This is a genomic window from Holophagales bacterium, from assembly GCA_016699405.1.
Taxonomy (GTDB): Bacteria; Acidobacteriota; Thermoanaerobaculia; order Multivoradales; family JAGPDF01; genus JAAYLR01.
In genome coordinates, this window is record CP064972.1 from 3,608,970 (window position 1) to 3,634,902 (window position 25,933).

General features: G+C 69.2%; 23 protein-coding genes. 12 read left to right on the forward strand and 11 right to left on the reverse strand.

The genetic code is table 11. From position 1 onward, the window contains the following. Positions 1–5: 5 nt before the first annotated feature. Positions 6–758 (reverse strand): TIGR00730 family Rossman fold protein, encoded by a 753-nt coding sequence (locus tag IPJ17_14950; GenBank protein ID QQR72783.1) that lies wholly within the window; start codon positions 756–758, stop codon positions 6–8. Positions 759–866: 108 nt separating this feature from the next. Between IPJ17_14950 and IPJ17_14955 the strand changes: the two genes are divergently transcribed. The 5 genes from IPJ17_14955 (at position 867) to IPJ17_14975 (ending at position 9,162) form a co-directional block, all read left to right on the forward strand. Beyond that, complete coding sequence (locus IPJ17_14955; protein QQR72784.1) at positions 867–2,189, forward strand: GTPase; 1,323 nt, start codon at positions 867–869, stop codon at positions 2,187–2,189. Positions 2,190–2,288: 99 nt separating this feature from the next. Further along, a complete protein-coding gene (locus tag IPJ17_14960) occupies positions 2,289–5,624 on the forward strand; it encodes a PD40 domain-containing protein (protein QQR72785.1) in 3,336 nt (1,111 codons plus the stop codon). A gap of 83 nt (positions 5,625–5,707) precedes the next feature. After that, on the forward strand, positions 5,708–6,136 hold the full coding sequence (locus tag IPJ17_14965) for a copper-binding protein (GenBank protein QQR72786.1): 429 nt from the start codon (positions 5,708–5,710) through the stop codon (positions 6,134–6,136). 322 nt (positions 6,137–6,458) lie between these two features. After that, complete coding sequence (locus IPJ17_14970; protein QQR72787.1) at positions 6,459–8,234, forward strand: hypothetical protein; 1,776 nt, start codon at positions 6,459–6,461, stop codon at positions 8,232–8,234. 124 nt (positions 8,235–8,358) lie between these two features. After that, positions 8,359–9,162: a universal stress protein gene (locus IPJ17_14975; GenBank protein QQR72788.1), complete on the forward strand. Its 804-nt coding sequence runs from the start codon at positions 8,359–8,361 to the stop codon at positions 9,160–9,162. Here IPJ17_14975 and IPJ17_14980 read toward each other — a convergent pair. After that, a complete protein-coding gene (locus IPJ17_14980; GenBank protein ID QQR76192.1) occupies positions 9,152–9,721 on the reverse strand; it encodes an NUDIX hydrolase in 570 nt (189 codons plus the stop codon). The two genes, IPJ17_14975 and IPJ17_14980, sit on opposite strands and share 11 nt — an antisense overlap. Before the next feature lie 149 nt (positions 9,722–9,870). Here IPJ17_14980 and IPJ17_14985 point away from each other — a divergent pair, with 149 nt between their 5' ends. The 4 genes from IPJ17_14985 (at position 9,871) to rnd (ending at position 13,777) form a co-directional block, all read left to right on the forward strand. Continuing rightward, on the forward strand, positions 9,871–10,275 hold the full coding sequence (locus tag IPJ17_14985; protein ID QQR72789.1) for a helix-turn-helix transcriptional regulator: 405 nt from the start codon (positions 9,871–9,873) through the stop codon (positions 10,273–10,275). Beyond that, entirely contained in the window at positions 10,250–11,089 is an 840-nt protein-coding gene (gene arsM / locus IPJ17_14990; protein QQR72790.1) for an arsenite methyltransferase, read from the forward strand. The genes IPJ17_14985 and arsM overlap by 26 nt, the downstream gene beginning before the upstream one ends. A gap of 220 nt (positions 11,090–11,309) precedes the next feature. Next, on the forward strand, positions 11,310–12,668 hold the full coding sequence (locus tag IPJ17_14995) for a PP2C family protein-serine/threonine phosphatase (protein QQR72791.1): 1,359 nt from the start codon (positions 11,310–11,312) through the stop codon (positions 12,666–12,668). Then, entirely contained in the window at positions 12,665–13,777 is a 1,113-nt protein-coding gene (gene rnd, locus IPJ17_15000; GenBank protein QQR72792.1) for a ribonuclease D, read from the forward strand. Before IPJ17_14995 ends, rnd begins: the two co-directional genes overlap by 4 nt. A gap of 59 nt (positions 13,778–13,836) precedes the next feature. On the opposite strand, the gene IPJ17_15005 is transcribed toward rnd, so the two are convergent. Both IPJ17_15005 and IPJ17_15010 read right to left on the reverse strand, forming a co-directional pair. Further along, positions 13,837–14,040, reverse strand: coding sequence for a cold-shock protein (locus IPJ17_15005; GenBank protein QQR72793.1), 204 nt, complete (start codon positions 14,038–14,040; stop codon positions 13,837–13,839). Between the two features lie 190 nt (positions 14,041–14,230). Continuing rightward, the gene (locus tag IPJ17_15010) at positions 14,231–14,860 is read right to left on the reverse strand and encodes an RNA pseudouridine synthase (protein QQR72794.1); all 630 of its coding nucleotides are present in this window, start codon (positions 14,858–14,860) and stop codon (positions 14,231–14,233) included. A gap of 144 nt (positions 14,861–15,004) precedes the next feature. On the opposite strand from IPJ17_15010, the gene IPJ17_15015 reads away from it, so the two are divergent. Further along, positions 15,005–15,493, forward strand: coding sequence for a hypothetical protein (locus IPJ17_15015; protein QQR72795.1), 489 nt, complete (start codon positions 15,005–15,007; stop codon positions 15,491–15,493). 16 nt (positions 15,494–15,509) lie between these two features. Here the strand turns inward: IPJ17_15015 and IPJ17_15020 are convergent, their stop codons facing one another. The 4 genes from IPJ17_15020 to IPJ17_15035 form a co-directional block, all read right to left on the reverse strand. Further along, complete coding sequence (locus IPJ17_15020) at positions 15,510–16,886, reverse strand: NCS2 family permease (protein ID QQR72796.1); 1,377 nt, start codon at positions 16,884–16,886, stop codon at positions 15,510–15,512. Then, the gene (locus tag IPJ17_15025; GenBank protein QQR72797.1) at positions 16,883–18,316 is read right to left on the reverse strand and encodes a DUF2029 domain-containing protein; all 1,434 of its coding nucleotides are present in this window, start codon (positions 18,314–18,316) and stop codon (positions 16,883–16,885) included. The genes IPJ17_15020 and IPJ17_15025 overlap by 4 nt, the downstream gene beginning before the upstream one ends. A gap of 133 nt (positions 18,317–18,449) precedes the next feature. Then, positions 18,450–18,953, reverse strand: a complete 504-nt coding sequence (locus tag IPJ17_15030; GenBank protein ID QQR72798.1) for a DUF4920 domain-containing protein — start codon at positions 18,951–18,953, stop codon at positions 18,450–18,452. Next, positions 18,950–19,957 (reverse strand): zinc-dependent alcohol dehydrogenase family protein, encoded by a 1,008-nt coding sequence (locus tag IPJ17_15035; GenBank protein QQR72799.1) that lies wholly within the window; start codon positions 19,955–19,957, stop codon positions 18,950–18,952. Before IPJ17_15035 ends, IPJ17_15030 begins: the two co-directional genes overlap by 4 nt. Before the next feature lie 153 nt (positions 19,958–20,110). Here IPJ17_15035 and IPJ17_15040 point away from each other — a divergent pair, with 153 nt between their 5' ends. Beyond that, a complete protein-coding gene (locus IPJ17_15040; GenBank protein QQR72800.1) occupies positions 20,111–21,187 on the forward strand; it encodes a thioredoxin domain-containing protein in 1,077 nt (358 codons plus the stop codon). Between the two features lie 78 nt (positions 21,188–21,265). Here the strand turns inward: IPJ17_15040 and IPJ17_15045 are convergent, their stop codons facing one another. The 3 genes from IPJ17_15045 to IPJ17_15055 form a co-directional block, all read right to left on the reverse strand. After that, the gene (locus tag IPJ17_15045) at positions 21,266–22,138 is read right to left on the reverse strand and encodes a universal stress protein (protein QQR72801.1); all 873 of its coding nucleotides are present in this window, start codon (positions 22,136–22,138) and stop codon (positions 21,266–21,268) included. 225 nt (positions 22,139–22,363) lie between these two features. Next, the gene (locus IPJ17_15050) at positions 22,364–23,323 is read right to left on the reverse strand and encodes a metallophosphoesterase (GenBank protein ID QQR72802.1); all 960 of its coding nucleotides are present in this window, start codon (positions 23,321–23,323) and stop codon (positions 22,364–22,366) included. Next, the gene (locus tag IPJ17_15055) at positions 23,320–24,978 is read right to left on the reverse strand and encodes a diguanylate cyclase (protein QQR72803.1); all 1,659 of its coding nucleotides are present in this window, start codon (positions 24,976–24,978) and stop codon (positions 23,320–23,322) included. The genes IPJ17_15050 and IPJ17_15055 overlap by 4 nt, the downstream gene beginning before the upstream one ends. A 70-nt stretch (positions 24,979–25,048) precedes the next feature. Between IPJ17_15055 and speB the strand changes: the two genes are divergently transcribed. After that, entirely contained in the window at positions 25,049–25,930 is an 882-nt protein-coding gene (speB, locus tag IPJ17_15060) for an agmatinase (protein ID QQR72804.1), read from the forward strand. Positions 25,931–25,933 lie beyond the last annotated feature (3 nt).

A 25,933-nucleotide genomic window follows, 5' to 3' on the forward strand; every position in this document is an offset into this window, starting at 1 on the left:
GTCGGTCAGCGCGCCAGACGCCGCGGGTTCCGCCGCCGCCGAGGTCGCCAGCGCAGGCCGAACTTCTCCTTCGCCGCGGCGAGCACCGTCGCCACCGCCTCTTCGGGCGAGTCGGTCACCGTGAAGAGATCGAGGTCATCCGGCGCGATCGTGCCGCGCTCGACCAGCGTGCCCCGCACGAACTCGAGAAGCGGCCGCCAGTACTCCTCACCCATGACGACCACCGGGAAGCCGCTGATCTTGCCCGTCTGGATCAGCGTCGCCGTCTCGAACGCCTCGTCCATCGTGCCGAAGCCTCCGGGCAACACGACGAAGGCGTACGAGTACTTCACCAACATGACCTTCCGCACGAAGAAATAGCGGAAGTCGACAGAGAGGTCGACAAACGGGTTCGCCTGCTGCTCGTGCGGCAGCTCGATGTTGCACCCGACCGAATAGCCCCCGGCCTCGTGCGCACCGCGATTGGCAGCTTCCATGATGCCGGGGCCGCCGCCGGTCATCACGGTGAAGCCGGCGCGCGCGAGTCGCGCCCCGAGATCTCGTGCCAGCTCGTAGTAGGGATGCCCTTCGCGGAACCGCGCGGAGCCGAAGACCGTCACGCAAGGGCCGAGATCGTGGAGACGCCAGAAGCCGCGCAGAAACTCGCGGACGATGCGCGAGAGTCGCGCGAGCTCGTGGCGATGCTTGGCGGACCCTTCGAGAAAGCGCCCTTCGTCTTGGTGGCGCGGGGTCGATTTCAGCGGCTCTGCCCCTCGCACGGATCGACTCTAGCAGAGCCTCCAGGACCACCCCCGGGTTAGAATGGCGGCCTCGCCTTTCCCGGCCGCGTGCCCTGATCGCCGCGGCTCGCTCGCAGGAGGGACTTCATGGCTCGCAGGAAGGTCGTCATCATGGGCGCCGCAGGGCGCGATTTCCATAACTTCAACTGTCTCTTCCGCAACGACCCCGACGTCGAGGTCGTCGCGTTCACCGCCACCCAGATCCCGGACATCGAGGGGCGGACCTATCCGGCGTCGCTCGCCGGGCGCTTCTATCCCGAAGGGATTCCGATCCAGGCGGAAGAGGATCTCGAGATTCTCGTCCGCCAACACGCCATCGACGAAGTCTGGTTCTCCTACTCCGACGTGGCCCACACCTACGTGATGGACAAGGGCTCGCGGGTGATCGCCTGGGGCGCCCACTTCGGCATCTGCTCGGCGACACGGACGATGCTCCCCTCGACGAAACCGGTGATCGCCGTCACGGCCGTCCGCACTGGCGTTGGCAAGTCGCAGACGACCCGATTCCTCTCCCGCATCCTCAAGTCGCTCGACCTCAAGGTCGTCGCCGTCCGCCACCCGATGCCCTACGGCGACCTCGAGCGCCAGACCTGCCAGCGCTTCGCCACCTACGAGGACCTCGACCGCCAGGAGTGCACGATCGAGGAGCGCGAGGAGTACGAGCCGCACATCGACAACGGCTTCGTGGTCTACGCCGGCGTCGACTACGAGCAGATCCTGCGCGCCGCCGAAGAGGAAGCCGACGTCATCCTCTGGGACGGCGGCAACAACGACACACCGTTCTACAAGCCCGACCTCCACATCACCCTGCTCGATCCGCATCGCGCCGGCCACGAGCTTCGCTACTACCCGGGCGAAACGAACGTGGTGATGTCCGACCTCTTGATCGTCAACAAGGTCAACACGGCCGAACCGGACAAGGTTGCCGAGGTCGAGGCGAACTGCCGGGCGCTCAACCCACGCGCCCGCATCCTCCGCTGCGATTCGCGGATCGCCATCTCCGACGCGGCCCTCGTCGCCGGGAAGCGGGCCCTCGTCGTCGAGGACGGCCCGACGCTGACGCACGGCGGGATGAGCGTCGGCGCCGGGTGGTTCGCCGCCAGGGATGCGGGAGCGGCGGAGATCGTCGATCCGCGGCCCTATGCCGTCGGTTCGATCGCCGAAACCTATGCCAAGTACCCGAACGCCGCCGGGATCCTGCCGGCGATGGGCTATGGCGACGAGCAGATCCGCGACCTCGCAGCGACGATCGAGGCGACACCGGCCGATGTCGTCGTCGAAGGCACGCCGATCGAGCTCTCTCGGATCATGTCGATCTCGAAGCCGGTGGCCAAGGTCACCTACGAGCTCGAAGAGCTCGAGCCGGGCGTGCTCGAGGCCGAAGTCCGGCGGGTTCTCGGTCGGGGCTGAGGCTCGACTCGCAACTTCCCGTCGATTGCTGCGTTTGCATGGGGAGGGGATCGCTCGCCCGCGGGCGGGCCCCCTCCCCTGCCATCTCAAGGAGGCTCCATGTTCCGAACCCGACGGGCGCATGCGCTCGCCGCCGCGCTGGTCCTCGTCACCGCCGCAGCGGCAATGGCCGAGATTCCGGCGACGAGCTCGGCACCCACCAAGCTGCTTCGCTTTCCCGATGTTCACGGTGATCGCGTCGTCTTCTCCTACGCTGGGGACCTCTGGACCGCGTCGACCTCGGGAGGACTGGCCGAGCGTCTGACCGCCCATCCCGGCCTCGAGCTCTTCGGCAAGTTCTCTCCCGACGGCCGATGGATCGCCTTCACGGGCCAGTACGACGGCGACGAGCAGGTCTACGTGATTCCCTCGTCGGGGGGAGAGCCGCGCCAGCTGACCTTCTACCCGGCCCACGGCCCGCTCACCCCGCGGTGGGGCTACGACAACCAGGTGTACGGCTGGAGCCCGGACGGGACGAAGATCCTCTTCCGCTCGTTGCGGGACGCCGACGGCGGCCGCACCGAAACGGCTCTCTACACCGTCGAGCTGACCGGCGGACTCGCCGAGAAGCTCCCGATGCCGACCTCCGGGGCCGGCGACTTCTCGCCGGATGGCAAGCGCCTCGTGTACTCGCCGCTCTTTCGTGACTTCCGCACCTGGAAGCGCTACGAAGGCGGCTGGGCGCAGGATCTCTATCTTTTCGATCTGACGAGCCACGCCGTCGAACCGGTCGCCCACAGCGTGCGCACGGAACGCGACCCGATGTGGCTCGGCGATGCCATCTACTTCGTTTCCGACCGCGACGGCGTCCTGAACCTCTACCGTTTCGACCTCGGCAGGAAGTCCGTCGAGCAGATGACCCACGAAGCCGTCTGGGACGTTCGCTGGGCGAGCTCGGACAATCGAGCGCAGATCGTCTACGAGATCGACGGCGAGCTGGCGCTCTTCGACGCGACAACCCGCGCCTCCCGTCGGCTGTCGATCTCGGTGCCCGACGACGGCGTGAACCGGCGGCCGTCCCGCATCTCGGCTGCCCGGCAGATCGAGGACTTCGAGCTGTCTCCCAAGGGCGAGCGGGCGCTCTTCGTGGCCCGCGGCGACGTCTTCACGGCACCGATCGAGAAGGGCCCCACCCGGAACCTGACCGCGAGCTCCCGGGCCCACGACAAGCACGCCCGCTGGTCACCCGATGGCCGCCGGATCGCCTTCGTCTCGGACCGCTCGGGCGAGGATCAGGTCTACCTGATCGACCAGGATGGCAGCCATCCCGCCGAGCCCTTGACGGATCGCTTCGCGGCCATGCTGTACGCCCCCGCCTGGTCACCGGACGGCAAGCGGCTCGCCCTTTCCGACAAGGACGGGAAGGTCTGGGTCGTCTCCCTGGACGACAAGAAGGCCGTGGAGATTGCCGACGACCGTTTCGGTCCGGTCTCCGACTACACCTGGTCGCCTGGCGGATCTCACCTCGCCTACTCGCTCGCCGAGGCCAACGGCACCCGGTCGCTGTGGATCTGGACGGTTGCCGAGGACAGGGCGCGCCAGGTGACCGGCGAGATGTTCAACGAGTACCAGCCGGCCTGGGATCCCCAAGGCAAGTACCTCTACTTCCTCTCCGAGCGCGAGTTCGCACCGCAGATCTCCGATCTCGAATGGAACTATGCCGGCAACCGGCGGACCGGCGTCTTTGCGCTCGCCCTGCGGCGGGACGTCGGTCATCCATTCCCTGCCGAAAGCGACGAGATCAAGCTCGACGACCCCATCAAGGCCGACACCGGCAGGAAGACGGAAGGGGACACCACCTCGACGCGCAAGTCGCCGGCGACGTCGGAGAGCAAGCCGGCCGAACCGTTGCGAATCGACTGGGAGGGTCTCGCCTCGCGCGTGGTGCGCGTTCCGATCGACGCGGACAATCTCGACGGCCTGGTCGCCACCACCGACGCACTGCTCTTCGCCACCTCGGGAGCGCCCTTCTACGGCCGCGACAGCTACGAGAAGACGAAGCTGCGGATCTTCGACCTCAAGAAGCGCGAGACTAGCGTTCTCGCCGACGACATCCAGGGATACGTCCTCTCGCGTGACGGCTCGAAGGTCCTGGTGCGTCAAGGAGCCAGTTTCAGCCTGATGGACGCGACGCCGAAGAGTGTCGACCGCAAATCGGTGTCGACCTCCGGGCTGGTGGTCGATCGGGTCCCGAGCGAGGAGTGGGCCGAAATCTTCGACGAGGTCTGGCGGCGCTATCGCGATTTCTTCTACGTGCGCAACATGCACGGCTACGACTGGAAGGCGATCGGCGATCGCTACCGCCGGTGGCTCCCGCACGTCGGTCATCGTTCGGATCTCAACTACGTCCTGGGGGAGATGGTCGCCGAGCTCAACATCGGCCACGCCTACATCGAAGGCGGAGACTTCTCCATCCCGGAACGACCCAAGGTCGGCCTGCCGGGTGCCCGCTTCGAGCTCGACCGCGCCGCCGGCCGCTACCGCATCTCCAGGATCATGGAAGGGAACAACGAGGAGGCGCGATACCGCGCGCCGCTCACCGAAGTCGGCGTGAACGTCAGCGTCGGCGATTTCGTCCTGGCCATCGACGGCGTCGATTTGAAAGCCACCGACGATCCCTACCGCCTGCTGCGCTACAAGACCGACCCGGTGACCTTGACGGTCAACAACCGGCCCGTCGCCGACGGAGCGCGACAGGTCACCTATCGGCCGATCACCGACGAGAGCGACCTGCTCTACTACGGATGGGTCGCGGCGAGCCGCGCGCGCGTCGACCAGGCGACCGGCGGGCGCGTCGGCTACCTCCACCTTCCGGACATGGGGGCAGCGGGCGCCTACGAGTTCGTGAAGTGGTTCTACCCGCAGATCCGCAAGGAGGGTCTCGTCGTCGACGTGCGTTCCAACGGCGGAGGGAATATCTCTCAGTGGATCATCGAGCGGCTCGACACGAAGCTGCTCGGCACGCGCTTCGGCTACACCGGGGACCAGCCGGCAACCTACCCTTACACCGTCTTCTACGGGCATCTGGCCTGCCTGCTCAACGAGACGTCGGCTTCCGACGGCGACATCTTCCCCTACCGATTCCGCAAGGCCGGCCTCGGCCCGTTGATCGGCAAGCGATCCTGGGGCGGCGTCGTCGGAATCAGCGGGACGGGCCCGCTTCTGGACGGCGGCACCGTCTTCGTGCCACAGCAGGGGACGAACGACGTCGATGGGAGCTGGGCGATCGAAGGTCATGGCGTCGACCCGGACATCGAGGTCGAGAACGATCCGGCGTCGGTGATCGCCGGTCAGGATCCTCAACTCGAGCGGGCGATCGCGGAGGTGCTCCGCGCGATGGCAGAGGATCCCCGCAAGCTCCCCTCCCGGCCCGCAGACCCGGTGAAGACCCACTGACGAGGCACTCGACCCGGACAGGCCACGGGTGCGCCGGCGAGGTCCGGCGCACCCGCGCAGTTCCAGGGCTAGAATCTTCCGCCATGAGATCCAAGGCCGCCGCCCACCGACTCTTCCGCCACGCCGTCGTCGCGATGTTCCCCTTCGCCCTCCTCCTCGGCTGCGGAACGAAGGCCGAACCCGCGAAGACCGTGCCGGATCAGCGTTATGAAGTCCGGGGCGAGATCGTGCGCCTGCCTGAAGGCGGAGCGACATCTGCCGAGATCTGGATCCGCCACGAGGCGATTCCGGACTTTGCCACGGAAGAGGGGAAGAGGGTCGGAATGGACTCGATGACCATGCCGTTTGCTCTGTCCCCAGGTCTCTCGCTCGACGGGATCACGGTCGGCGACAAGGTCGCGTTCACCTTGGAGATTCGGTGGGCCGATCGCGCCGCTCCGGCGAGGATCTCCCGACTGATCGAGCTTCCCGCGGAGACGGTGCTGAGCCTCGAGACGCGCCAGGGGCAGTGACCGCAGCGGCCCCGTTCGATCCGGCGAATCGAGCGCAACCCACCGAGCAGATTCACCTTTCGCGCGAGACGCTCGTCCAACCCGTCGCCCTTCCCGTTCGCGCGACCTGAGGATCTTCAGATCCGCAGGAGTGCTCCACGTCAACCCGACTTCCAGAGTCGGCTCACCGTCTCCCCGCTGCGACGGGACTCGGTCCATCGTTCGCGCTGTCCCATTGCGCTGAGGATCGTCGTTTCTCTAAGATGGAAACGCTCCAAGTCCGACAAGGTTGACGAACTCGGCGGTCGCTGCTGCGGCCCGTCCGAAGACCACGGAGGTGCCCATGTTGAGCCCACGCTACCGTCTCACCTTCCTGCTGCTCGGTCTGGTGCTGGTCGCCGGAACCGGTCTCGCAGCGACAGCGCCGCCGACCGATCGCGACCCGGCACTTTCGCCGACGTCGTCGCACCTCGAATGGCAACTGCCGCAAGGCGCCGCCGGCGCCGTGCTCACCGTCATCGGGCCGGACGACTTCATCCTGCGCAAGGTCTACGAGCCGGCCGGGGTGCTGACCTTCAGCGCCGCGGATGTCACCGGCGAGCCGTTGGCCGACGGCAGCTACACCTGGGAGCTCCGGTTCGTCGCGAATCCGGACAGCGGACTGAAGCGCCGCGTCGAGGCCGCGCGTGCCGCCGGCAACGACGTCGAAGCCGAGAGCCTGCGCGCCCAGATGGCGCGCCCGAAGCCCATCGAACCGGTCTCCGGCACCTTCCGTGTCGATGGCGGCGGCATCAGCGCCCCTTCGCGGGCCGTGTTCTCGAGCCAGGTCGCGACGGCCGCGGCCCCGCGGTCCCTCGACGAGCGCGATCAGGTGATCGCCGACGACCTCATCGTCCAGGGCAGCACCTGCGTCGGCCTCGATTGCGTCAACAACGAGTCGTTCGGCTTCGACACCATCCGGCTGAAGGAGAACAACACCCGGATCAAGTTCGAAGACACCTCGGCCTCGGCTGGCTTTCCCACCCATGACTGGCAGCTCACCGCGAACGATTCGGCGAGCGGCGGCGCAGAGAAGTTTTCCATCGAAGACATCACCGCCGCGACCGTGCCCTTCACCCTCCGAGGCTCTGCCCCCACCAACTCGATCTTCGTCGACGGAACGGGTCGCGTCGGTTTCCGGACGGCCACTCCCGTTCTCGACCTTCACGTGAGCACCTCGAACACGCCGGCCCTCCGCCTCGAACAGACGAATGCCGGCGGGTTCACCGCCCAGACCTGGGACATCGCCGGCAACGAGGCCAACTTCTTCGTCCGCGACGTGACCGGAGGCTCGCGCCTGCCGTTCCGCATCCGTCCCGGCGCACCAACGAGCTCGATCGACATCAACGCCTCGGGGAATGTCGGCGTCGGCACGGCCTCGCCGGAGGTCAAGGTCGACGTGCGTGGCTCGGACGCGGTCTCCGGCTCGTTCTGGTTCACGGTCCCGTCGAATACCGACAGCCCCGTGATGGCCATGCGGCGCGGTCGTGCTGGCGGCGCCGCTACGCTGAGTGGCGACGTCCTCGGACTTCTGGCATTCCGCGGCCATGATGGCACCGCTTTCTCCTCGGTGAACTCCGCGATCATCGGATCGCTCGCTCAGGGGAACTTCTCCGCAACCTCGACCGGTGCACAATTGGTCTTCTTCACCACTCCCTCGGGCTCGGTGTCTCCGGCACTCCGCATGTCGATTACTGACGCCGGGCGCGTGGGGATCGGAACCGGTACCCCCACCGAGAAGCTCGAGGTCAGCGGCGGCAACATTCGCGTGACCGGCGGCTCGTTCATCGACGACGGAACGACGCTCAACGTCCCGGACTATGTCTTCGAGCCGGGCTACGAGCTTCTGCCGATCGATCGGCTGCGGACGTTCCTGTCCGAGAACGGACACCTGCCGAACGTGCCGAGCCGTGACGAGATCAAGTCGAAGGGCCTGAACCTCAGCGCATTCCAGATGCGACTGCTGGAGAAGGTCGAAGAGCTGACCCTGTACACGGTTTCGCAGCACGATCAGCTCGAAGCCCTGAAGAGCGAGAACCAGCAGCTTCGTGCCCGTCTCGACTCGCTCGAGCGGCACTGATCCTCGACACCCCGTTCGACCGTCGTTCCGCAGCGCCGGGTCCTCACCGACCCGGCGCTCGCCGTTTCAGCCGGCCTCTCCCGACACGTTGTGCTAGCGTTTTCGTCGCTCGGAGGACCTCGCCATGCGTGTGCTGGTCATCGGTTTCGACGGCTCCGCCGACTCACGCCGTGCGCTCGACTGGGCGGCCGCCCTGGCCCGCGGCCAGGGCGACGTCGAGCTTCATCTCGTCGAAGCGATCGGCGTTCCCACACTCCCGGGAGCCCTCTCGGTCCGCTCACTCGCCGCGCTGCTCGACGAACACGAGACCGAGCGGCGTGAGCTCCTGGAGCGCGAAGCCGAGAGCCTCCGATCGGCCGGGTTCGCGGCTCGGGGATTCGTTCGCCGATGGCTGCCGACCGAGACGCTCGTCGAGCACGCCACCGAGCTCGGGGCCGAGCTGCTCGTCGTTGGCACGCACGGCAGCGGACGGGCGCGATTCCTCCTGGGTTCCGTCAGCGGGGAGGTGGTGCGGTCCGCCCATCAGCCCGTGCTGCTCGCCCGGGGGTCGCGGCCAGCCCGGCCCCCGCGGCGGGCGCTCCTCGCACTCGATGGCTCTCTGCCATCGCAGCGGGCCGCGCGAGTGGCCGCCCGCTGGTGCCTGGACGCCGAGCTCCTGGCGCTTCATGTCCGCGAAAACGACGCGGCGATGACCTCCGACGAGCTTGCCCAAGCCGTCGGTGCTCTCGGCCTGGGCACCCGAACCGTCGAGCTCCGGCTGTCCGAAGGTCACCCGGCGCAGCGCATTCTGGAACTGATCGCTGCCGAGGAGATCGACCTGCTGGCGACCGGGACGCGCGGGATGGGGCCGCTCGCCGAGCTCCTTCTGGGGAGCGTGAGCGACAAGCTGATCCAACTCGCCGATTGCCCGGTGCTGCTCAGTCGCTGAGCCCCCCGGACGACGGGAGCAGACCGAGGAAACCGGCCGCGCGAAGAAGCGCGCAGATCGACTTTCCGTCGTCGATCCCGCCCGAGAGCGCCAGCGAGAGCGCTTCCTGCAAGGGGAGGCGCTCGACGATCAGGTCTTCGTCCGCCTGCAGGTCCTGGTGGCTGGTTTCGAGCTGCCGCGCGAGAAAGAGCCAGATCCGCTCGTCGGTGAAGCCAGGCGTCGTCCAGATCCAGCCGAGAGGCACGAGCTCACCCGCGCGATACCCTGTCTCCTCCTCGGTCTCACGTCGAGCGCACGACTCGGGGCTCTCGCCCGGGTCGAGCTTGCCAGCCGGAACTTCGAGGATCGTGCCGCCCGTGGCATGGCGATACTGGCGCACCAGAAGAACGCTGCCGTCGGGCGACAGCGGCACGACGGCGGCAGCCCCGGGATGACGGATGATCTCGAGCTCGCAAACCGAGCCATTGGGTAACGCCACCCGCTCGAGATCGACGTTCACGATCCGCCCGGTGAGCTCCCGGCGACGCTCGAGAAGAGTGGCCCGCGGCTCGTTCGCCATCATTCCCCATTCCTCCTCGGCGAAGTCTCTCACGGCGGCCGAGCTCGCCTGACCCCGGACGGAGACTCGGCGAGAGCCGGCCCCCCCACGATTCCAGCATCGATCCGCAGGGGTTGACGAAGGAGGAGAGGGTCGCCTATACTTGCGTCATGGCGCAAGTACGCAAATCCCCCCTGCCTCTCGCCCCGGTCGAGTGCTGTCGCGTCGCGGAATCTGCCTGGCGCCCGGAGTTCTTTCGCGCCCTCGCCGACCCCACGCGATTGAGCCTGCTCTTTCGCCTGGTCGAGCTCGGAGGAGAGGCCACCGTCGGTCGGGTCGCCGGCTGCTGCCCGGTCGACCTCTCCGGGGTGTCCCGACACCTGGCCGCCCTGCGCGCGGCGGGCCTCCTCGCCGCCGAACGGGCCGGCCAGGAGGTGCGTTACCGCATCCGGTGGACCGAGATCGTCAAGACGCTTCGCGACCTGGCCGACAGCCTGGAAGCCTGCTGCCCGGCACCATCCCCCGCCTCTCAACCTCAGGAGATCCTTCATGACGACCGCCGACAAGATCCGTGACGATGTCCGAGACAGCTACGCCAAGGCCGTGACCTCCGGAGGGGGGTGCTGCGGACCCCGCGAGATGAAGGGCGTGGCCGTGAAGAGCGCCGGCTATGCCGCCGAGGAGTTGGCGGCGCTCCCGGACGAGGCCGTCGCCAACGCCTTCGGCTGCGGCAACCCGCTGGCCTTCGCCGAGGTTCAGCCGGGACAGACCGTGCTCGACCTCGGTTCGGGCGCCGGCATCGACCTCCTTCTCGCCGCTCGCCGCGTGGGACCGGAAGGCCGAGTCATCGGCGTCGACATGACCGACGAAATGATCGCCAAGGCCAGGGCCAATGCGGCCGCGGCCGGAGCCCTTCAGGTCGAGGTTCGCAAGGGGCTCATCGAGGCGCTTCCGGTCGACGACGCCTCGGTCGACTGGGTGATCTCGAACTGCGTCATCAACCTCTCGCCGGAGAAGGACCGCGTCTTCTCCGAGATCTCCCGCGTTCTTCGCCCGGGCGGCCGCGTCTCGATCTCCGACATCGTCGCGGAGGATCTGCCGGCCGAGTTGCGGCGCGACCTCGCGGTCTACAGCGCCTGCATCGGCGGAGCGATCTCCGAGCGAGACTACCTGGCCGGGATGCAGCGAGCCGGGCTGGTCGATCCGGAGGTGACCGACCGCCTGGTCTACTCGCCGAGCCAGTTGACCGCGCTCGTCGAGAGTGAGCTCGACGACTCGGCTTGCGGCTGTGGCGGAGCGACGCTGCGAGATCTCGTCCGCCAGTTCGCACCGCACTTCGCAGGCAAGGTGTGGAGCGCGCGGATCACCGCCCGCAAGCCGAACCGCTGATCCCGGTCATCACCCGCGGGGCGACCGCTCTTTCAGGGCCGCCCCGCGACTTCCCTCGCCGCCCACTGGGCGAGGCACGAGCGCGGCGCTGGCCTGCCCGAGTCCGACGCGCTCTCCTCCACGGTCGCGCCTCGCCCGCCGTCGATCGCCATCGCGAAGACCGGGACACCGGCCGCTCGACCAAGATATTCTCTCGCGGCGAGGGACCCCGGACCTGTCGATGAACCGCCAAGAGCTTCAGGACCTCGTCGACCTGCCAGAAGGCGAAGCGCTTCAGACCTATTTCGATCGCCGCAACCTCCGAGTGCTGGCGTCGGTCTCGTGGATCTTCGCCGCCATGTCGTTCGGCGCGCTCTTGGCAGCGCTTTCCGGACCGACTCGAGAGCCGATCCTCGCGCTCTTCTGCGCTGCGAACCTCGCCGGAAACCTCGGCCTCTTCTTTCTCCGCCGTCGACCCTCCCTGCCCGGCGCCGTCCGCCGATGGCTCCTGCTCTATCTCGCCTTGCAAGCGGCGATCCTCCTTTCGGCGGCCAGCGACGACGGCGCAGTGGTCGGCTTCGCCGGCGTCGCCCTGCCGACCGCGCTGCTCGTGCTGCATCTTCGGCCCGGCGAGCGCGTCTTTCTCGTCGCCCTGCTTTCCGTCTCGTCCTGGTTCGTGCTCGCGCGCCTGACTTCGGCTGTCCAGCCGGGTGGACCGACCGGTCCGGCGATCGGCGTCACCGTGCTCGCCTCCCTCGGAGCCCTCGGAGGGTGGTGGAGAACGCGTACGACCCGCCGCCGCTTCCTCCTCGAATGGCACGTCGCGGTCGGCGAGTCTCGCGAACGGTCACGGCTCCGCTCCGAGCTCGCTTTGGCCCGCCAGGTCCAGCTCGGGATGTTGCCCGCGGGACCACCCGATCTGACCTGGCTCGAGCTGGCGGCAAGCTGCGATCCGGCGGCCGAGGTCGGCGGCGACTACTACGACTGGATCGTCCTCTCGCCGACCCGCGTGGCGCTCGTGGTGGGTGACGTCGCCGGCCACGGGATGGCGAGTGGGCTGGTGCTCGCGGGAGTGCGGAGTTGCCTCTACCTGCTCCGTCGCGAGCTCGCCGCTCCGGCCGACGTCCTGGCGCGCCTCGACGAAGTCGTTCGCGAGACGGGAGCGCGACGGATGTTCATGACCCTGCTGATCGTCGTCCTCGACGCCGAACGGCACGAAGCCCGCGTGGTCAGCGCCGGTCACCCGCCGGCGTTGCGCTGGAGCGCCTCGAGCGTCCACGCGGAGAGCCTCGGGGTCCCTTCCCCGCCGCTCGGCACGAAGCTCGGGGCGCAATTCCACGACGAGGTGGTGACGCTCGCAGCCGGCGATCTGCTCGTCCTGCACACCGATGGCGTCATCGAGTCACGGCGCGTCGACGGCGAGCCGTTCGGCGAGGAACGCCTGGCGGCGGAACTTCAGGCCGCCGCTTCGGGATCGGCCGCCGAGATCTGCAGCCGACTCGGCGCGGCCTTGCGCGATTTCCGCGCCGAGCGGCCCGCCGACGACGACTGCACGATCCTCGTGGCACGACTCGGTGAGCTCCCGGATCGCGGCCGATGAATGCCCTCCTGATCACCCGCGCCGACGAGCTCCGTCGAGCCGCTGCGACCTGGAAGCAGGCCGAGATCCTCGCCGTCGACACCGAGTTCGTCTTCGAGCGTACCTACTATCCGCGCCTCGGCCTCGTTCAGCTGGCAACCGCGGGGGAGATCTGGCTCGTCGACCCGGTCGCTTGCGGAGACCTTTCGGCGCTGGGGGACGCTCTGACGGGACCTGGATTGAAAGCCCTCCACTCGGCGACGGGCGACCTCGCCGTGCTCTTCCGTGCCCTCGGAACGCTTCCCCACCCGATCGTCGACACCCAGGTCGCTGCGGCTTTCGCGGGCCTGGGAAGCGGAATCTCGTACCAGCGCCTCGTCGAGGCGGTGATCGGCAAGCTCCTGGTAAAGGGGGAAACTCGCAGCGACTGGCTGGCGCGGCCGCTCTCTCCCGAGCAACTCGCCTACGCCGCCGAAGACGTCGTCGATCTCGAAGAGGTCGTCCTCCAGCTGCGAGAACGCCTTTCGCCTCTCGGTCGGTGGGACTGGGTGCTCGCCGATTCGGCTCGTCTGCTCGAAACGGCCCGACCGTTGCCGGTGGAATCGGCCCCGGATCGTCTCCGGGGTCTCGACCGGCTTCCTCCCGCCGACCGCACCGCGGCCCAGGCGCTGGCGATCTGGCGCGAGCGTGAAGCGATCGCACGGGACCTGCCGCGCCGCTGGGTCCTCGACGACGCGGCGCTCTACCTGCTGGCCCGGTATCGACCGGCCAATCGCGAGGAGCTCGAGGGGATCGCCGGCCTGGAGCAGCGGGCCGTCAAGCGAGACGGCGAGGCCTGGCTGTCGATCCTCGCCGAGGCTGCCAAGTCACCTCTCGAGCCCCGCCTGCCCGCCAGAGGGCGGCCGTCGCCGCGCGAACGTCACCTCGCCGATCGGCTCCATCGCCTGGTGCGGCGACGTGCCGAAGAGCTCGCCCTTCCCCCGGAGCTGCTCGCCTCTCGTCGTCTCGTCGAGGAGCTGGCCGCTGACGCACTGGCGGGTCGCCTCGAGCTTCGTCGCGAGTTGGCCGGTTGGCGGCGGGGGGTCCTCGGCGACGAGCTCCTGGCGGCGGCACGCTCGACCGTCGAATAGACGAAGGCCCCGCCCGGAACAGGTCCGGACGGGGCCGCGAGTGCCCTGCTGGCGAGACTTCAGATCCGAACGACGTTGCGGGCCTGGAGCCCCTTCTGGCCGCTGACGACCTCGAAGGAGACGCGGTCACCCTGGTTCAGCGAGCGGAAGCCCTCGGCGGAAATCGCCGTGTAGTGGACGAAAACGTCCGGGCCGTTGTCGCGCGAGATGAAACCGAAACCCTTCTCGTTGTTGAACCACTTCACGGTGCCCTGCTCGGTCATGCCACTACTCCTTGCTGCAGAGGTTGATCTCGGCCGGCCGGAGCGGCCTGCCCGCGACCCTCTCGCGCGAACGAGGGGCGCATCTTCTTCACGACGTGCTCGCGCGGGCACGCGGTCCTGCAGGACTGGGGAGAGGAGATGAGGCGAGACAAACCGAAAGCGACTCGACTGGAGGAAATTTTCGCGTGTTCTACCAGATCATCTGGTGCGACGCAAGGGCCTCCCGCCATCCGCATCGGTCGAACACGGCTCCCAGGTCGGCCGGCCAGGGGGCCTCGAGCGCCGAGGCGACACCGAGTGGCGGGCTCGGGAGGGTGAGTCGCCAGGCGTGGAGCAGCGGCCGTCCGGGGTCGAGCAACCGGCGAAGCTCCCGGTCCCTCACCCCGTGATGGCGCGGTCCTCCGTACAGGTCGTCGCCGACGATCGGATGGCCGGCGGCGGCAAGATGGACCCGGAGCTGATGGGTTCGACCCGTTTCCGCCCGCATCGCCACCAGGGCGACATGAGGGGCCACGCCGAGCGTCCGGTAGGCGGTGCGCGACGGCTTGCCGCCCGGATCGACCTTCATCCGGCGGCGGTCCTCCCGGTCGGGCCCGAGCGGACTCTCCCACCGTCCCTCGCGTGGCCGCGGATGTCCCCAGACCACCGCCAGATAGGTCTTCTCCACCCGACGCGCGGCAAACGCCTCGACGAGCGCACGATGCGCCTCGGTACCTCGCGAGAGGAGCACCAGGCCTGAGGTTCCGATGTCGAGTCGATGGACGAGTTGCAGCTCCTCGGCGGGCAGCAGCCGTTGATCGCACTCTGGAAGCGAGGCCACCAGCCGGGCAACGGCCGCGCCGGGCTCGGCGAGGCGGGTTGCCAGGCTGACACCGGCCCCTTTGGCGATGGCGACGAAGAGCGCGTCGATCGCGAGCAGCGCGCTCGTCGGAGGGATGACGGGCGCGGTATAGACTCCCGCTCGATGACCAGCTCGGCGATCGACTACTCGGCGCTCGTCCGGCGTGCTCTCCGTGGCGTGGTGCGCGAGGCGCTGGCGCTTGCGGCGCGAGACGGGCTTCCCGGGGAGAACCACTTCTACCTCTCCTTCTCGACACGAGCCGACGGCGTCGAGCTACCCCGAGGCATGCGCGACCTCCATCCCGAGCGGCTGACCATCATCCTGCAGCACCAGTTCTGGGATCTCGAGGTCGACGAGGACCGCTTCGCCGTGACCCTCAGTTTCGGTGGCCAGCGGCAGCGCATCGCCGTGCCGTTCTCTGCGGTCGAGAGCTTCGCCGATCCAGCAGCCGGGCTCGAGCTCCGCTTCGACGAGACCGAAGGCGAGCGCCTCGACTCCCGCGACGACGCCGTCGACGAGATCACGCCGGTCCAGGCCGGCGGCGACTCTGCCGCCTCCGACGCCGGCACGGGCGGCGAAGTCCTGCCGTTCAGCCGGCCGCGCCGGCGCTGAGCCACCCAGGCGCCGCTCAGTGCGGCAACCCGAAGAGGTAGTAGGCGAGACAGATGGCACCCAGCGTCGCACCGCCGGCCGTCACTTCACGCCAGCGCCCGGCGACGAGCTTGCAGAGCGGCGCGAGCAGCAACCCGGCGGTCAGTCCATTCGCGATGTTGTAGGTGAAGACCATCATCGCCAGCGTCGCGAAGGCGGGGACGAGCTCTGTCGGGTCGTCGAACGCGATCCGGCGCGCCGACGCCACCATCAGGATCCCGACCAGCACGAGCGCCGGCGCATAGGCGTAGCGCATCGTCTGCAACGGCTCGATCAGCGGCAGGAAGAAGAGCGAGAGCGCGAACAGGGCGGCGGTCACGAGAGCGGCGAGCCCGGTCCGCGCCCCGTCGCGGATCCCGGTAGCCGACTCGATGTAGGCGCCGCTGGTCGACGTGCCGAGCAGTCCACTGGCGACGCACGAGATGGCGTCGACGACCATCGGTCGCTCGATCTGCGGCAGGTTGCCCCGCTCGTCGAGCATCTCGCCTGCGGCGCCGACGCCGACCAGCGTGCCGAGGGTATCGAGGAACCCCATCAGGAACAGTGTCAGGAGGATCGGCAGGAGATCGAGGCGGAGCACCCCCGGCACATCGAGCTGAAAGGCGATCGGGGCGAGCGAATAGTCGCCCTGGAACGGCAAGGCGAAGACACCGCGCGGGGCGCTTCCGTGCCCGGTGGCGATGCCGATCACCGCCGTGATCACGATGCCGAGGAAAATCGCTCCCTTCACCCGCCGCAGATAGAGCGCGACCATCACGGCGAATCCGACGAGGGCCAGCAGCACCTCGGGCGAGCGCAGGTCGCCGATCTTCAGCGGCACGTCGGGCGCCCGGAGACGCTCGCCCCCGGCCGCCAGGAGCGCGGCGGGCGGCATGCCGGTGACGAAGCTGGTGACGATCCCGGTCTCGTAGAGCCCGATGAGCGAGAGGAAGAGACCGATGCCTACCGCGAAACTGTGCTTGAGGCTCGCCGAAATGGACTCCGCGAGCCAGCGCCGCACGCCGAGCAGGGTGATCAGCAGGAAGAGGATCCCCGAGAGGAAGACGGCGCCGAGCCGCTGCTGCCAGCCGATCCCCATCGCCGCCAGTCCGAAGGCGATGAACGCGTTCTCCCCCATGTAGGGTGCCACGGCGATCGGCCGGTTGGCGTAGAGCCCCATCAGTGCCGAGCCGAAGGCCGCCACGACGACGGTGGCGACGGTGCTCGGCCCCACCGGGAGGCCGGCGAAGGAGAGGATCGCCGGGTTGACGACGATGATGTAGGCCAGCGTCACGAACGTCGTCACCCCACCGAGCATCTCCGTGCGTACGGTGGAGCCGCGCTTGCCGATCTCGAACCACCCTCCGAGACTCATCGCTCGATCCTCCTCAGCGTCTCCAGGTCGCCCTTGCTCCAGAAGAAGTAGGCGAGCCAGCGCTGCCGCTCGGCTCGATCTTCGCTCACCCAGGAGCTCGCAGCCCTCTCGGCGAGCGGGCTGCCCGGGAAATACTGCGTCAGGAAGGCCGCCGCGTTGGCGGCCACCGGATTCGTCACGCGTGCCGCCACCTCGTGGCGGCTGCTCTCCTGTTCGAACACCGGCGGCCACGGGTTGTAGGCCCCGAGCAGCGCGACGAGCACCGACGGGGCGAGGGCGGCGACGAATCCGGTGCGGCCGGCCCCCCGCATCACCGCCGGGGCGAAATACAGCAGGAGCGGCGCGATCGGGATCAGGTAGCGGAAGCCGTACGACCAACCGCCGAAGGAACCGGCGAAGAGAACGTGGAAGACGATCTGCACCGCGATTCCGCAAGCGAGCCAGCGGGCGTCGATCGCCTCCGGACGCGGCTCGGGTCGGGAACCTGGCGACTCGCGCCGGCCCCACGCCACGAGCCCGAGACCGGCGGCGCCGAACAGGAGGACCGGCGAAAGCGAGAAGAACCCCCGCCAGCCGAAGAGCGCTTCGAGCGGATAGGTCCACCCTTGCGGCAGCACGACCCCGGCCACGCTCGGAGCGACCTCGGCGCTCGCGTCGACCGCGCCGGGGACCAGCTTCGGCGGCCAGGGATGACCGACGATCAGGAAGTCGGCGAGGACGCCGAGCGCGGCACAGACGGCGACGCTGACGGCGAAGCGCCGAATCGTTCCGCGATGCCGGCGGCGCAACGAAAGGGCGAGGAAGGGGAGCATCCCAGCTCCGGGAACGATGTCGACGCAGGCCGCGAGGCCGCCCCACAGCCCGGCCCGCCCACCCTCTCCACGCCATGCTGCGTGCCAGGCCGCGAACAGGAGGGCGGCGGCGACGGTGTGGTTGTTCAGCGTCGTGGCGAAGCTGGTGAGCGTCGTCCCGCACGCCGTCGCCGCCAGGACGAGCGAGGCCTCTTCGGCTCCGACGTCCGGCCGTCGCGCGAGGGCGCGAGACATCTCGCCGACAAGCCATGCCGCGCTTCCCCCGACCAAGAGCAGCGTCACGAGGTAGACCAGTCGCTGCCGGGCGACCGGATCGGCCAGCGATCCCCCGGTCACCCAGCGCACCAGCCCGTAGGTTCCCGCCGCGGCGAGCGACAGCACCGGGGGCTTGTTCGAGTACAGGTGCCCGTCGAGCGTGACCCGGTCGATCGTCCAGGCGAACTGCGAGCGGTCGATCGACGGCTCGCCGTAGTCGACGATCGCCTCGACCTGGGCCCAGCGCGAGGCGTCGTTGCCGGCCCGAAACACCTGGCCGTGAGTCAGCACCGCGAGCAGGCCAAAGGCCACCCCAGCGCCCACCCACGCGCGCTTGCGGTGATCGGAGGTCGAGGACGTCACGATGCTCTCGAAGGGGACGTCAGCCTAGCACGGGAGATCCACGAGGCGTCCCGGCTGGCCCGACCTCCGCTCGTCGAGGCGACGAGCGGAGGTCTTCAACTCCTCGGCGACGGCCCACGTCGCCGGTCGGGACTCAGCTCCCCGCCTCGCAGACCACGGCCCCGGCGCCCTTGACCTGCACCGTCTTGAAGGGACCGTCGCCGACCTTCGCCGGGTTGAACGGACGTCCCTGCTCCTCGGCCATGTGCTCCTGGGCCTTGAGGTAGCTCTCGCGCGACAGCTCGTTCACTTCGACCACTCCTTCGGCGATCGCCCGCTTGCCGCGCGCCGACACCGGGAAGACGATGACGCCGTCCTCGACCTTGACGCGAAGCTCGCGAGCGCCGTCGTTTGCCGCCACGGTCATCCAGCATCCCATCTTCGAGCAGACGTCCTTCACCACGCCTTCGATCCGGACGGACTTGCCAGCGAACTGTTCGGGATGGTCGAGAATCGACGCCACCGGCGTCGTGTCGGCCAGGGCGAGCGCCGCGCCGAGCTTGGCACCGGCGCAGTCGGCAGGCGAAGCGGCCGAAGCGGCCGAAGCGACGAGCGTGGCGAGAATCGCAGCGACGAGAACGAAGCGGATCGACTTCACGGGGAATCCTCCATCGGACGTTGGACGTCGAGCACGGCGGCGCCGCGGATCTTCCCGGCACGCAGCGCCTCGAGCGCCTGGTTGGCGGCAGCGAGCGGAAAGACCTCGACGGCGGTCTGCACCCCGACCCGGGGTGCCAGTGCCATCAGCTCTTCACCGTCGCGACGCGTGAGATTGGCAACCGACCGCAGCGTCCGCTCCCCCCAGAGCAATTCGTAGGGGAAGCTGGGAATGTCGGTCATGTGAATGCCGGCGCAGACGACGACGCCCCCCTTCTCCACCGTCGTCAAGGCCAGGGGGACGAGCGCTCCAACCGGAGCGAAGAGGAGCGCCGCGTCCAACGGCTCCGGGGGACGGTCGCCGGTCGCGCCGGCCCACTCCACCCCCAGCTCCCGTGCGAAGACCTGCGCCTCGAGGTCTCCGGGCCGCGTGAAGGCGTAGACCCGTCTCCCCTCCGCGCGAGCGAGCTGAGCGACGAGATGCGCCGCCGCACCGAAGCCGTAGAGCCCGATCCGCTGGGCGTCACCGGCCATCCGCAGCGCCCGCAGGCCGATCATTCCGGCGCAGAGCAACGGCGCGGCCTGGAGGTCGGGGAAGGAGTCCGGAATGGCGAAGCAGTAGCGAACGTCGGCAACGGCGAGCTCGGCGAAGCCCCCATCGAGATCGTAGCCGGTGAACCGGGCGTCGTCGCACAGGTTCTCCCGTCCCGAGGTGCAATACCGGCATCCGCCGCAGGTCCACCCCAACCAGGGCACGCCGACGCGGTCGCCGAGCCCGAACCCCTCGGCGCGCTCGCCGAGCCGCACGACACGACCGACGATCTGGTGCCCGGGGACGAGCGGGAGCTTCGGCGAATGCAGCTCGCCGTCGACGACGTGGAGATCGGTCCGACAGACGCCACAAGCCGAGACGGCCAGGAGGGCCTGCCCGGGCCCGGGCCGCGGGTCCGGCAACTCCAGCCCGTGAAGCGGCTCTCTCGCCTTCTCGAGGACCATGGCACGCACGCTGCATATGGTAATCGACACTTGTGCCGAATTGGCAGACCGAGCAACCCGCGTGCCGCCTGAGGCCACCCGCGTCCGGACCGACCGGCCGCTTCCCGGCTCAGCTATGATTTAGACCCTTTTTCCGTCGCCATCCAAGGAGAGCTCCCCAGCATGCACCTCGAACGTCCGACCTCTGTCAAGCCCCTGGCCGCCGCGGCGGCCGCCCTCATGCTCGTCGGCCTTGCCCTCCCCGCCTGCGCCGGCGAAGGGAAGAGCGCAGCGGCCAAGGCCGCTCCGGCCCCAGCGGCGACCCAGAACGTCGCCGAGATCGACGGCCAGCCCGTCACCATGACCGAGCTCGAGCAGATGGTCTCCGCTCAGCTCGCCCAGATCGACAAACAGCGCCGGCAGATCCTCGAGCAGAGCCTCGACGGGCTGGTCGAGGAGAAGCTGATCGAGCGCGAAGCCACGGCGCGCGGCGTCACCAAGGACCAGCTCGTCGCCAGCGAGATCACCAGCAAGGTCGTCGAAGTGACCGACCCCGAAGTCGATGCGTGGTACGAGGCGAACAAGGCGCGGGTCGGCAATCGCCCGAAGGACCAGATCGCACCGCAGATCAAGGCGTATCTCGGCAACGAGCGGGCGATGAAGATCCGCGGCGACTTCCTCGCCGGGCTGCGCGGCAAGTACAAGGTCAAGCTGCTGCTCGAGCCCTACCGTCTCGACGTGCCAGCGGTCGGCCCGGCGAAGGGACCCGACACCGCTCCGGTCACCATCGTCGAGTTCTCCGACTTCGAGTGCCCGTTCTGCTCGCGCGTCACCCCCACCCTGACCCAGGTTCACGACACCTACGGCGACAAGGTGCGGATCGTCTTCCGGAACTTCCCGCTGCCGATCCACCCGAGCGCTCCGAAGGCGGCCGAAGCGGCCGCCTGTGCCTTCGAGCTCGGCAAGTTCTGGGAGATGCACGACGCCATGTTCGCCGACCAGAAGGGGCTGGCGATCGACGGGCTGAAGGCCAAGGCGGCGGCGGTCGGCCTCGACGCGGCGAAGTTCGACGAGTGCCTCACCTCCGGTCGGATGGCGTCGAAGGTCCAGGCTGACCTCGAAGCCGGGCGGGCGGCCGGAGTCAACGGCACCCCGGCCTTCTTCATCAACGGTCGCGACCTTTCGGGCGCGGTGCCGTTCGAGCAGTTCAAGCAGCTCATCGACGACGAGCTCGCCCGCAAGGGCGTCGCCACGAAGTGACGTCGACGCGGCGCGGGCCGCTCCGGGGGTCCGCGCCGCCGTTCTCCTCCCGCGGTCCTGGTCGCGGACCGTGCTCCGTCAGGCCACCTTCCACGTTGCCGGCACGAACCAGACCGGGCAGCTCGCGCGGTGCAGCAGCGCCTTGGCGGTGTCGTGGGTGAAGCGACGCAGGAGGCCCTTGCCGTGCGCCCCCATGACGATCCAGAACGCCCCGACCCGCGCTGACGCGGCGACGATCTCGTCGTCGGGATCCCCGGCCGCGAGATGGACGACGCAGCGCTCGCGCAGGTCGTCGGGCACCACCCCGGCGAGGCGGATCTTCTCCGCCGCCTGATCCGCTGCCGCGGGCACGGCCGCACCCCGCGAGGGTGTCACGTGCAGCAGGTGGAGCTCGAGCGGCAGCCGGCGGGCGAGCTCACAAGCGAGGCGCAACGCGGCCATCGCCCCGTCGCTCCAGTCGATCGGCACCAGCACCGGGCAGCGCTCGGGACGATCCGCCGGCCAGGAGGTCGCACCGTGTTCGCCATCGTGTAGCACGACGACCGGGCATCGCGCGTCGCCGACGATGCGCTCGGCCACCGAGGTGTGATCCTCCGAGCTCGCTCCATGGGTGCCGAGGATCACCAGATCGGCGGCCACCTGCTCCTGCAGGTAGTGCAGCGCCGCCGGCACCGGTCCGTCACTCAGCCGGGCTTCGGCGCTCACCTCCTCCGGCAGGCTGGCGAGAAGCTCCTTGAGTCGAGCTTCCACCATCGCTTCGGTCGGCTTCTCTCCGGCGTGCACCTGGTTCCACATCCAGCCCATCGACAGGCCGACCGACACGGCGTCGAGGTTGTGGTGCAGCACCAGTCGCGCCCCGAACTGCCGGCAGACCCCGACGGCGAGATCGACCTCGCGCTCGCCGAGAGGTGAGAAGTCCACCGGGCAGAGGACCGTACGGATCTCGAGCATGATCGCTTCCTCCTTCGAGGACGTTCGTGGCCTGGCACCAGCATCACCTACCGCCTCGCACCGGGCGACACGCGGGTGGGTGGCGATCTCCCACCCCTGCGGGTGGCGCTGTCCCGCTACGCGAGCGGCGGGCGAAGTTGGCGAAGCGGAAGATCGCGGGCGGAAGAAGCACTTCCCGCGAGGACGAGGTCCGCGGCACTCCGCCTGTCGAAGGGCCGGGAGCGTTCAGCTGCGCGCGGGTACCGCGACGAAGCGCTCCGCGGCGAGCGGGCCGGGGCCGTCGAAGCGATAGGCGCAGAGCAGGCCGCCGCGCGCCACGCTGAAGTCGAGGCAGGCGACGTTCGCGGCCTGCGGCGCCAGCGGCTCCCGGCGCGGATCGAGCCAGTAGTGCCCGAAGAAGACCGGTGGAGCTCCTTGCGGATAGGGCCGAGCCCCGGCGACGACTGCCGGGGCCACCGGTCGATCGGGCAACGACTCGATCTCGGGAAACGAGTACCGGCGAACCGTGGCCCCCCACGGATCGGCGAACCAGCGCGCTCGCGCCCGGAAACGTCGCACGCCGTGCGGATCGACGAAGCTCGAGCCGCGCGGCAATCGCATCTCGCGCCCCTTGAGCGCGTTTTCCAGGGCTTCGCAGAGAGGAGTCTCCTGCTGGCAGGCGGCGACGAGGAAGCCGTCGGTGATACCGCCGTGGATCTCGAGCCCACGTCGGATCACGACCTGCTCGCGATCGTCCCAACAGGCGTGAACCACACGAAAGGCCTCGCCATCCAGCGAAAACGGCAGCGAGCGGAACCAGTCGAGCGCCTCGGCGAGCGACCTCTCGTCGAGCTGCCGCAGCGTCGCGGCGTGATGCTCGACGTTCCGCGCCGTGTGCCGGCGCAACGCCTCACCGGGGGCAGCCGGATCGGCAACCTGAAAACAGAGCGCGTTGAGCTCGTGGTTGCCCAGGACGACCCGCGCCGAGCCCGCCGCCTCCATGGCGCGAACGATGTCGAGGGTCTCGGCGATCCGCGGACCTCGATCGATCAGATCCCCGACGAAGATCGCCCGTCGCCCGGCGGGATGCGCGAATCCGCCGCCGGCTGCGCGGCGGTAGCCGAGCGCGGTGAGCAGGTCGACGAGCTCCGCAGCATGGCCGTGCACGTCGCCGATGAGATCGACGGGGAAGGGTCCGTCGGTCACTCGCTCTCCTCCTCGGCGACGGCGTACCGGTTTCGCCCCGCGGCCTTGGCCGCGTAGAGCGCGCGATCCGCGGCCTCGACGAGTCGATGGGCCGGGAGGTGTCGCGCCGGAACCCGGCTCGCGATGCCGAGACTGACCGTCAACACGGAGGCGACCGCCGAGCTGCGGTGCGGCACGGCGAGGGAGCGGATCCGCTCGAGGACGGTCTCGGCGCGCCCGATCGCCTCCGACGGCGACGTCTCCGGCAGGATCACGGCGAACTCCTCGCCACCGTAGCGCGCGACCACTTCGCCGGCGCGCTGGAAGCAGGAGGCGAGCGTCCCCGCGACGGCGCGCAGGCAGGCGTCGCCGCGCGGATGCCCGTAGGCGTCGTTGAACGCTTTGAATTCGTCGACATCGACCATCAACAGCGAAAGCGGCTGCCGCAGCCGGGCGAGGCGACGCCACTCGAGCTGGAGACTCTCGTCGAACTGCCGCCGGTTGGCGACGCGGGTGAGCGGATCGACTCGCGTCGCCCGCTCGAGATGGCGGTTCGCCTCCGAGAGCCGGCGGTTGACCTCCTCGAGATCGCGGTGTGCCTGGCGCAGCCGGGAGTTGAGCAGCGCCAGCTGGATCGCTCCGGCCACCTGATCGGCGAGCATCCGCATCAGCTCGAGATTGCCCGCCGAGAGGATCGCCGAGTCGTCGCTCTCGAAGTTGAACGCGCCGAGAATCTGCCCGCCGAAGCGGATCGGCACGCACACCTCTCCCTGGATCGCCGGGTCGACGGCAAAGTAGTCGGGGTCCGTCCGCACGTCTCGCACCACCTGGATCGACCCGCTGCGAATCGCCCGCCCGACGACACCCGCGGTGATCGGCCAGGACGGACGCACCGGCGCCGGCTGCGCGACGCGGAGGGCGAAGGCCCGGTGCGCCCATTCGGCGCCGGCCTCGTCGGCGACGACGATGGCGACCAGCGCCAGGTCGAGATGCTCCCGCACGGCAGCGGCGATGCCGTCCAGGACGCCTGGCAGATCGTCGCTCTCGACCGCACGTCGCGAGACCTCCGACAGCAGCGCGAGCTGCGCGGCCCGCTGGCGCGTCGCCTCCAGATGTCGCGCGCTGGCGACCGCTCCGGCGATCTGATCGGCCACCGCTTCGACGAACGGCGTCCAGCCGCGAAAGGCCGCTGGCCGGGCGCTCTCCAGGTTGAGCAGCGCGACGATCTCGCCGGCATGACGCACGGGGACGCAGAGCTCGGAGCGGATCCCCTCGGCGGCCGCCACGAAGTCGGGATCGCGGGCGGCGTCGTCGATCTCGAGCGACCTGCCGTCGGCCGCTACGCGCCCGACGACTCCGCTGCCCAACGGGCGGCTGTAGCCCGGCACCACCACGGTCGACACGCGCGACGAGACGGCCTCGCAGACGAAGCGGCCGGCCCCCGACGGCGGGTCGGTCTCGCGCTCGATCCGCACCAGCGCCACCAGCTCCCAGCCGAATCGCTCGCCGAGCGCGTCGGTGATCCGCTGCAGCATCGGACGCAGCTCGAGGTCCGAGGTGGCGATCCGCGCGATCGCCGCCAGCGCCGCGAGTTGGCCGGAGGCGCCGAAGGTCATCCCGACCGCCGCGGGCTCGGCGCCGGGACCGGGAGCATCGCTGAGGGGCGTGTCGTTCACCGTCGTGAAGCCGGAGCTTACCGGAGTCGGCGTTGACAGCCCTGCCCGGCCCTGTTACAACCCGCGGACCATGCCCTCCCTGCCCACCAACTTCGGTCTTCTTCCCGACGAACAGTCCTCCTACGCCGAGAGCCGTGTCGTCGTGCTCCCGGTCCCCTTCGAGCGCACCACCTCGTACGGCAAGGGGACGGCGAACGGTCCGGCGGCCCTCATCCGCGCCTCGCAGAGCATGGAGCTCTGGGACGAGGAGCTCGGTCGCGAAGCCTGCGACGTCGGCATCGCCACCGCGCCGCCGTTTCTTCCCGAGGCGTTCGAGATGGAGCCGGCGATGGCCGAGCTCCAGGCCGAGTGTCGCCGCCACCTCGACGCCGGCAAGCTCCTGGTGACGCTCGGCGGCGAGCACAGCCTGAGCATCGCCCCGATCCGGGCGACGCGCGAACGCTTCGGCGAGATCGGCGTCGTCCAGTTCGACGCTCACGCCGACCTGCGCGCCGAGTTCGACGGCACGCCGTACAGCCATGCGAGCGTCATGCGTCGGGTGGTCGAGGACGGCGTCCCGACCCTGGCGATCGGCATCCGATCGCTCTCCCGTCCCGAGGCCGACCTGGTGCGTGAGCGGAAGCTCCCCGTCGTCTGGGGGCACGAGCTTCCGGCCTTCACGCCGGAGAAGCTCGACGAGGCGCTCGCCAAGCTGCCGGAGCGGATCTACCTGACCTTCGACATCGACTACTTCGATCCGTCGCTCGTCCCTGCCACCGGAACACCCGAGCCCGGCGGCGGGCACTGGCTGCCGACGCTGGCGCTGCTGCGGACGCTCTTCCGCCGCAAGCGCGTGGTGGCGATGGACTGCGTCGAGCTCGCGCCGTTCGGCCCGCTGCCGGCGAGCGACTTCGTCGCCGCCAAGCTGGTGTACAAGTGCCTCGGCTACTGGGCCGAAGCGGCCGGGCTCTGAGTC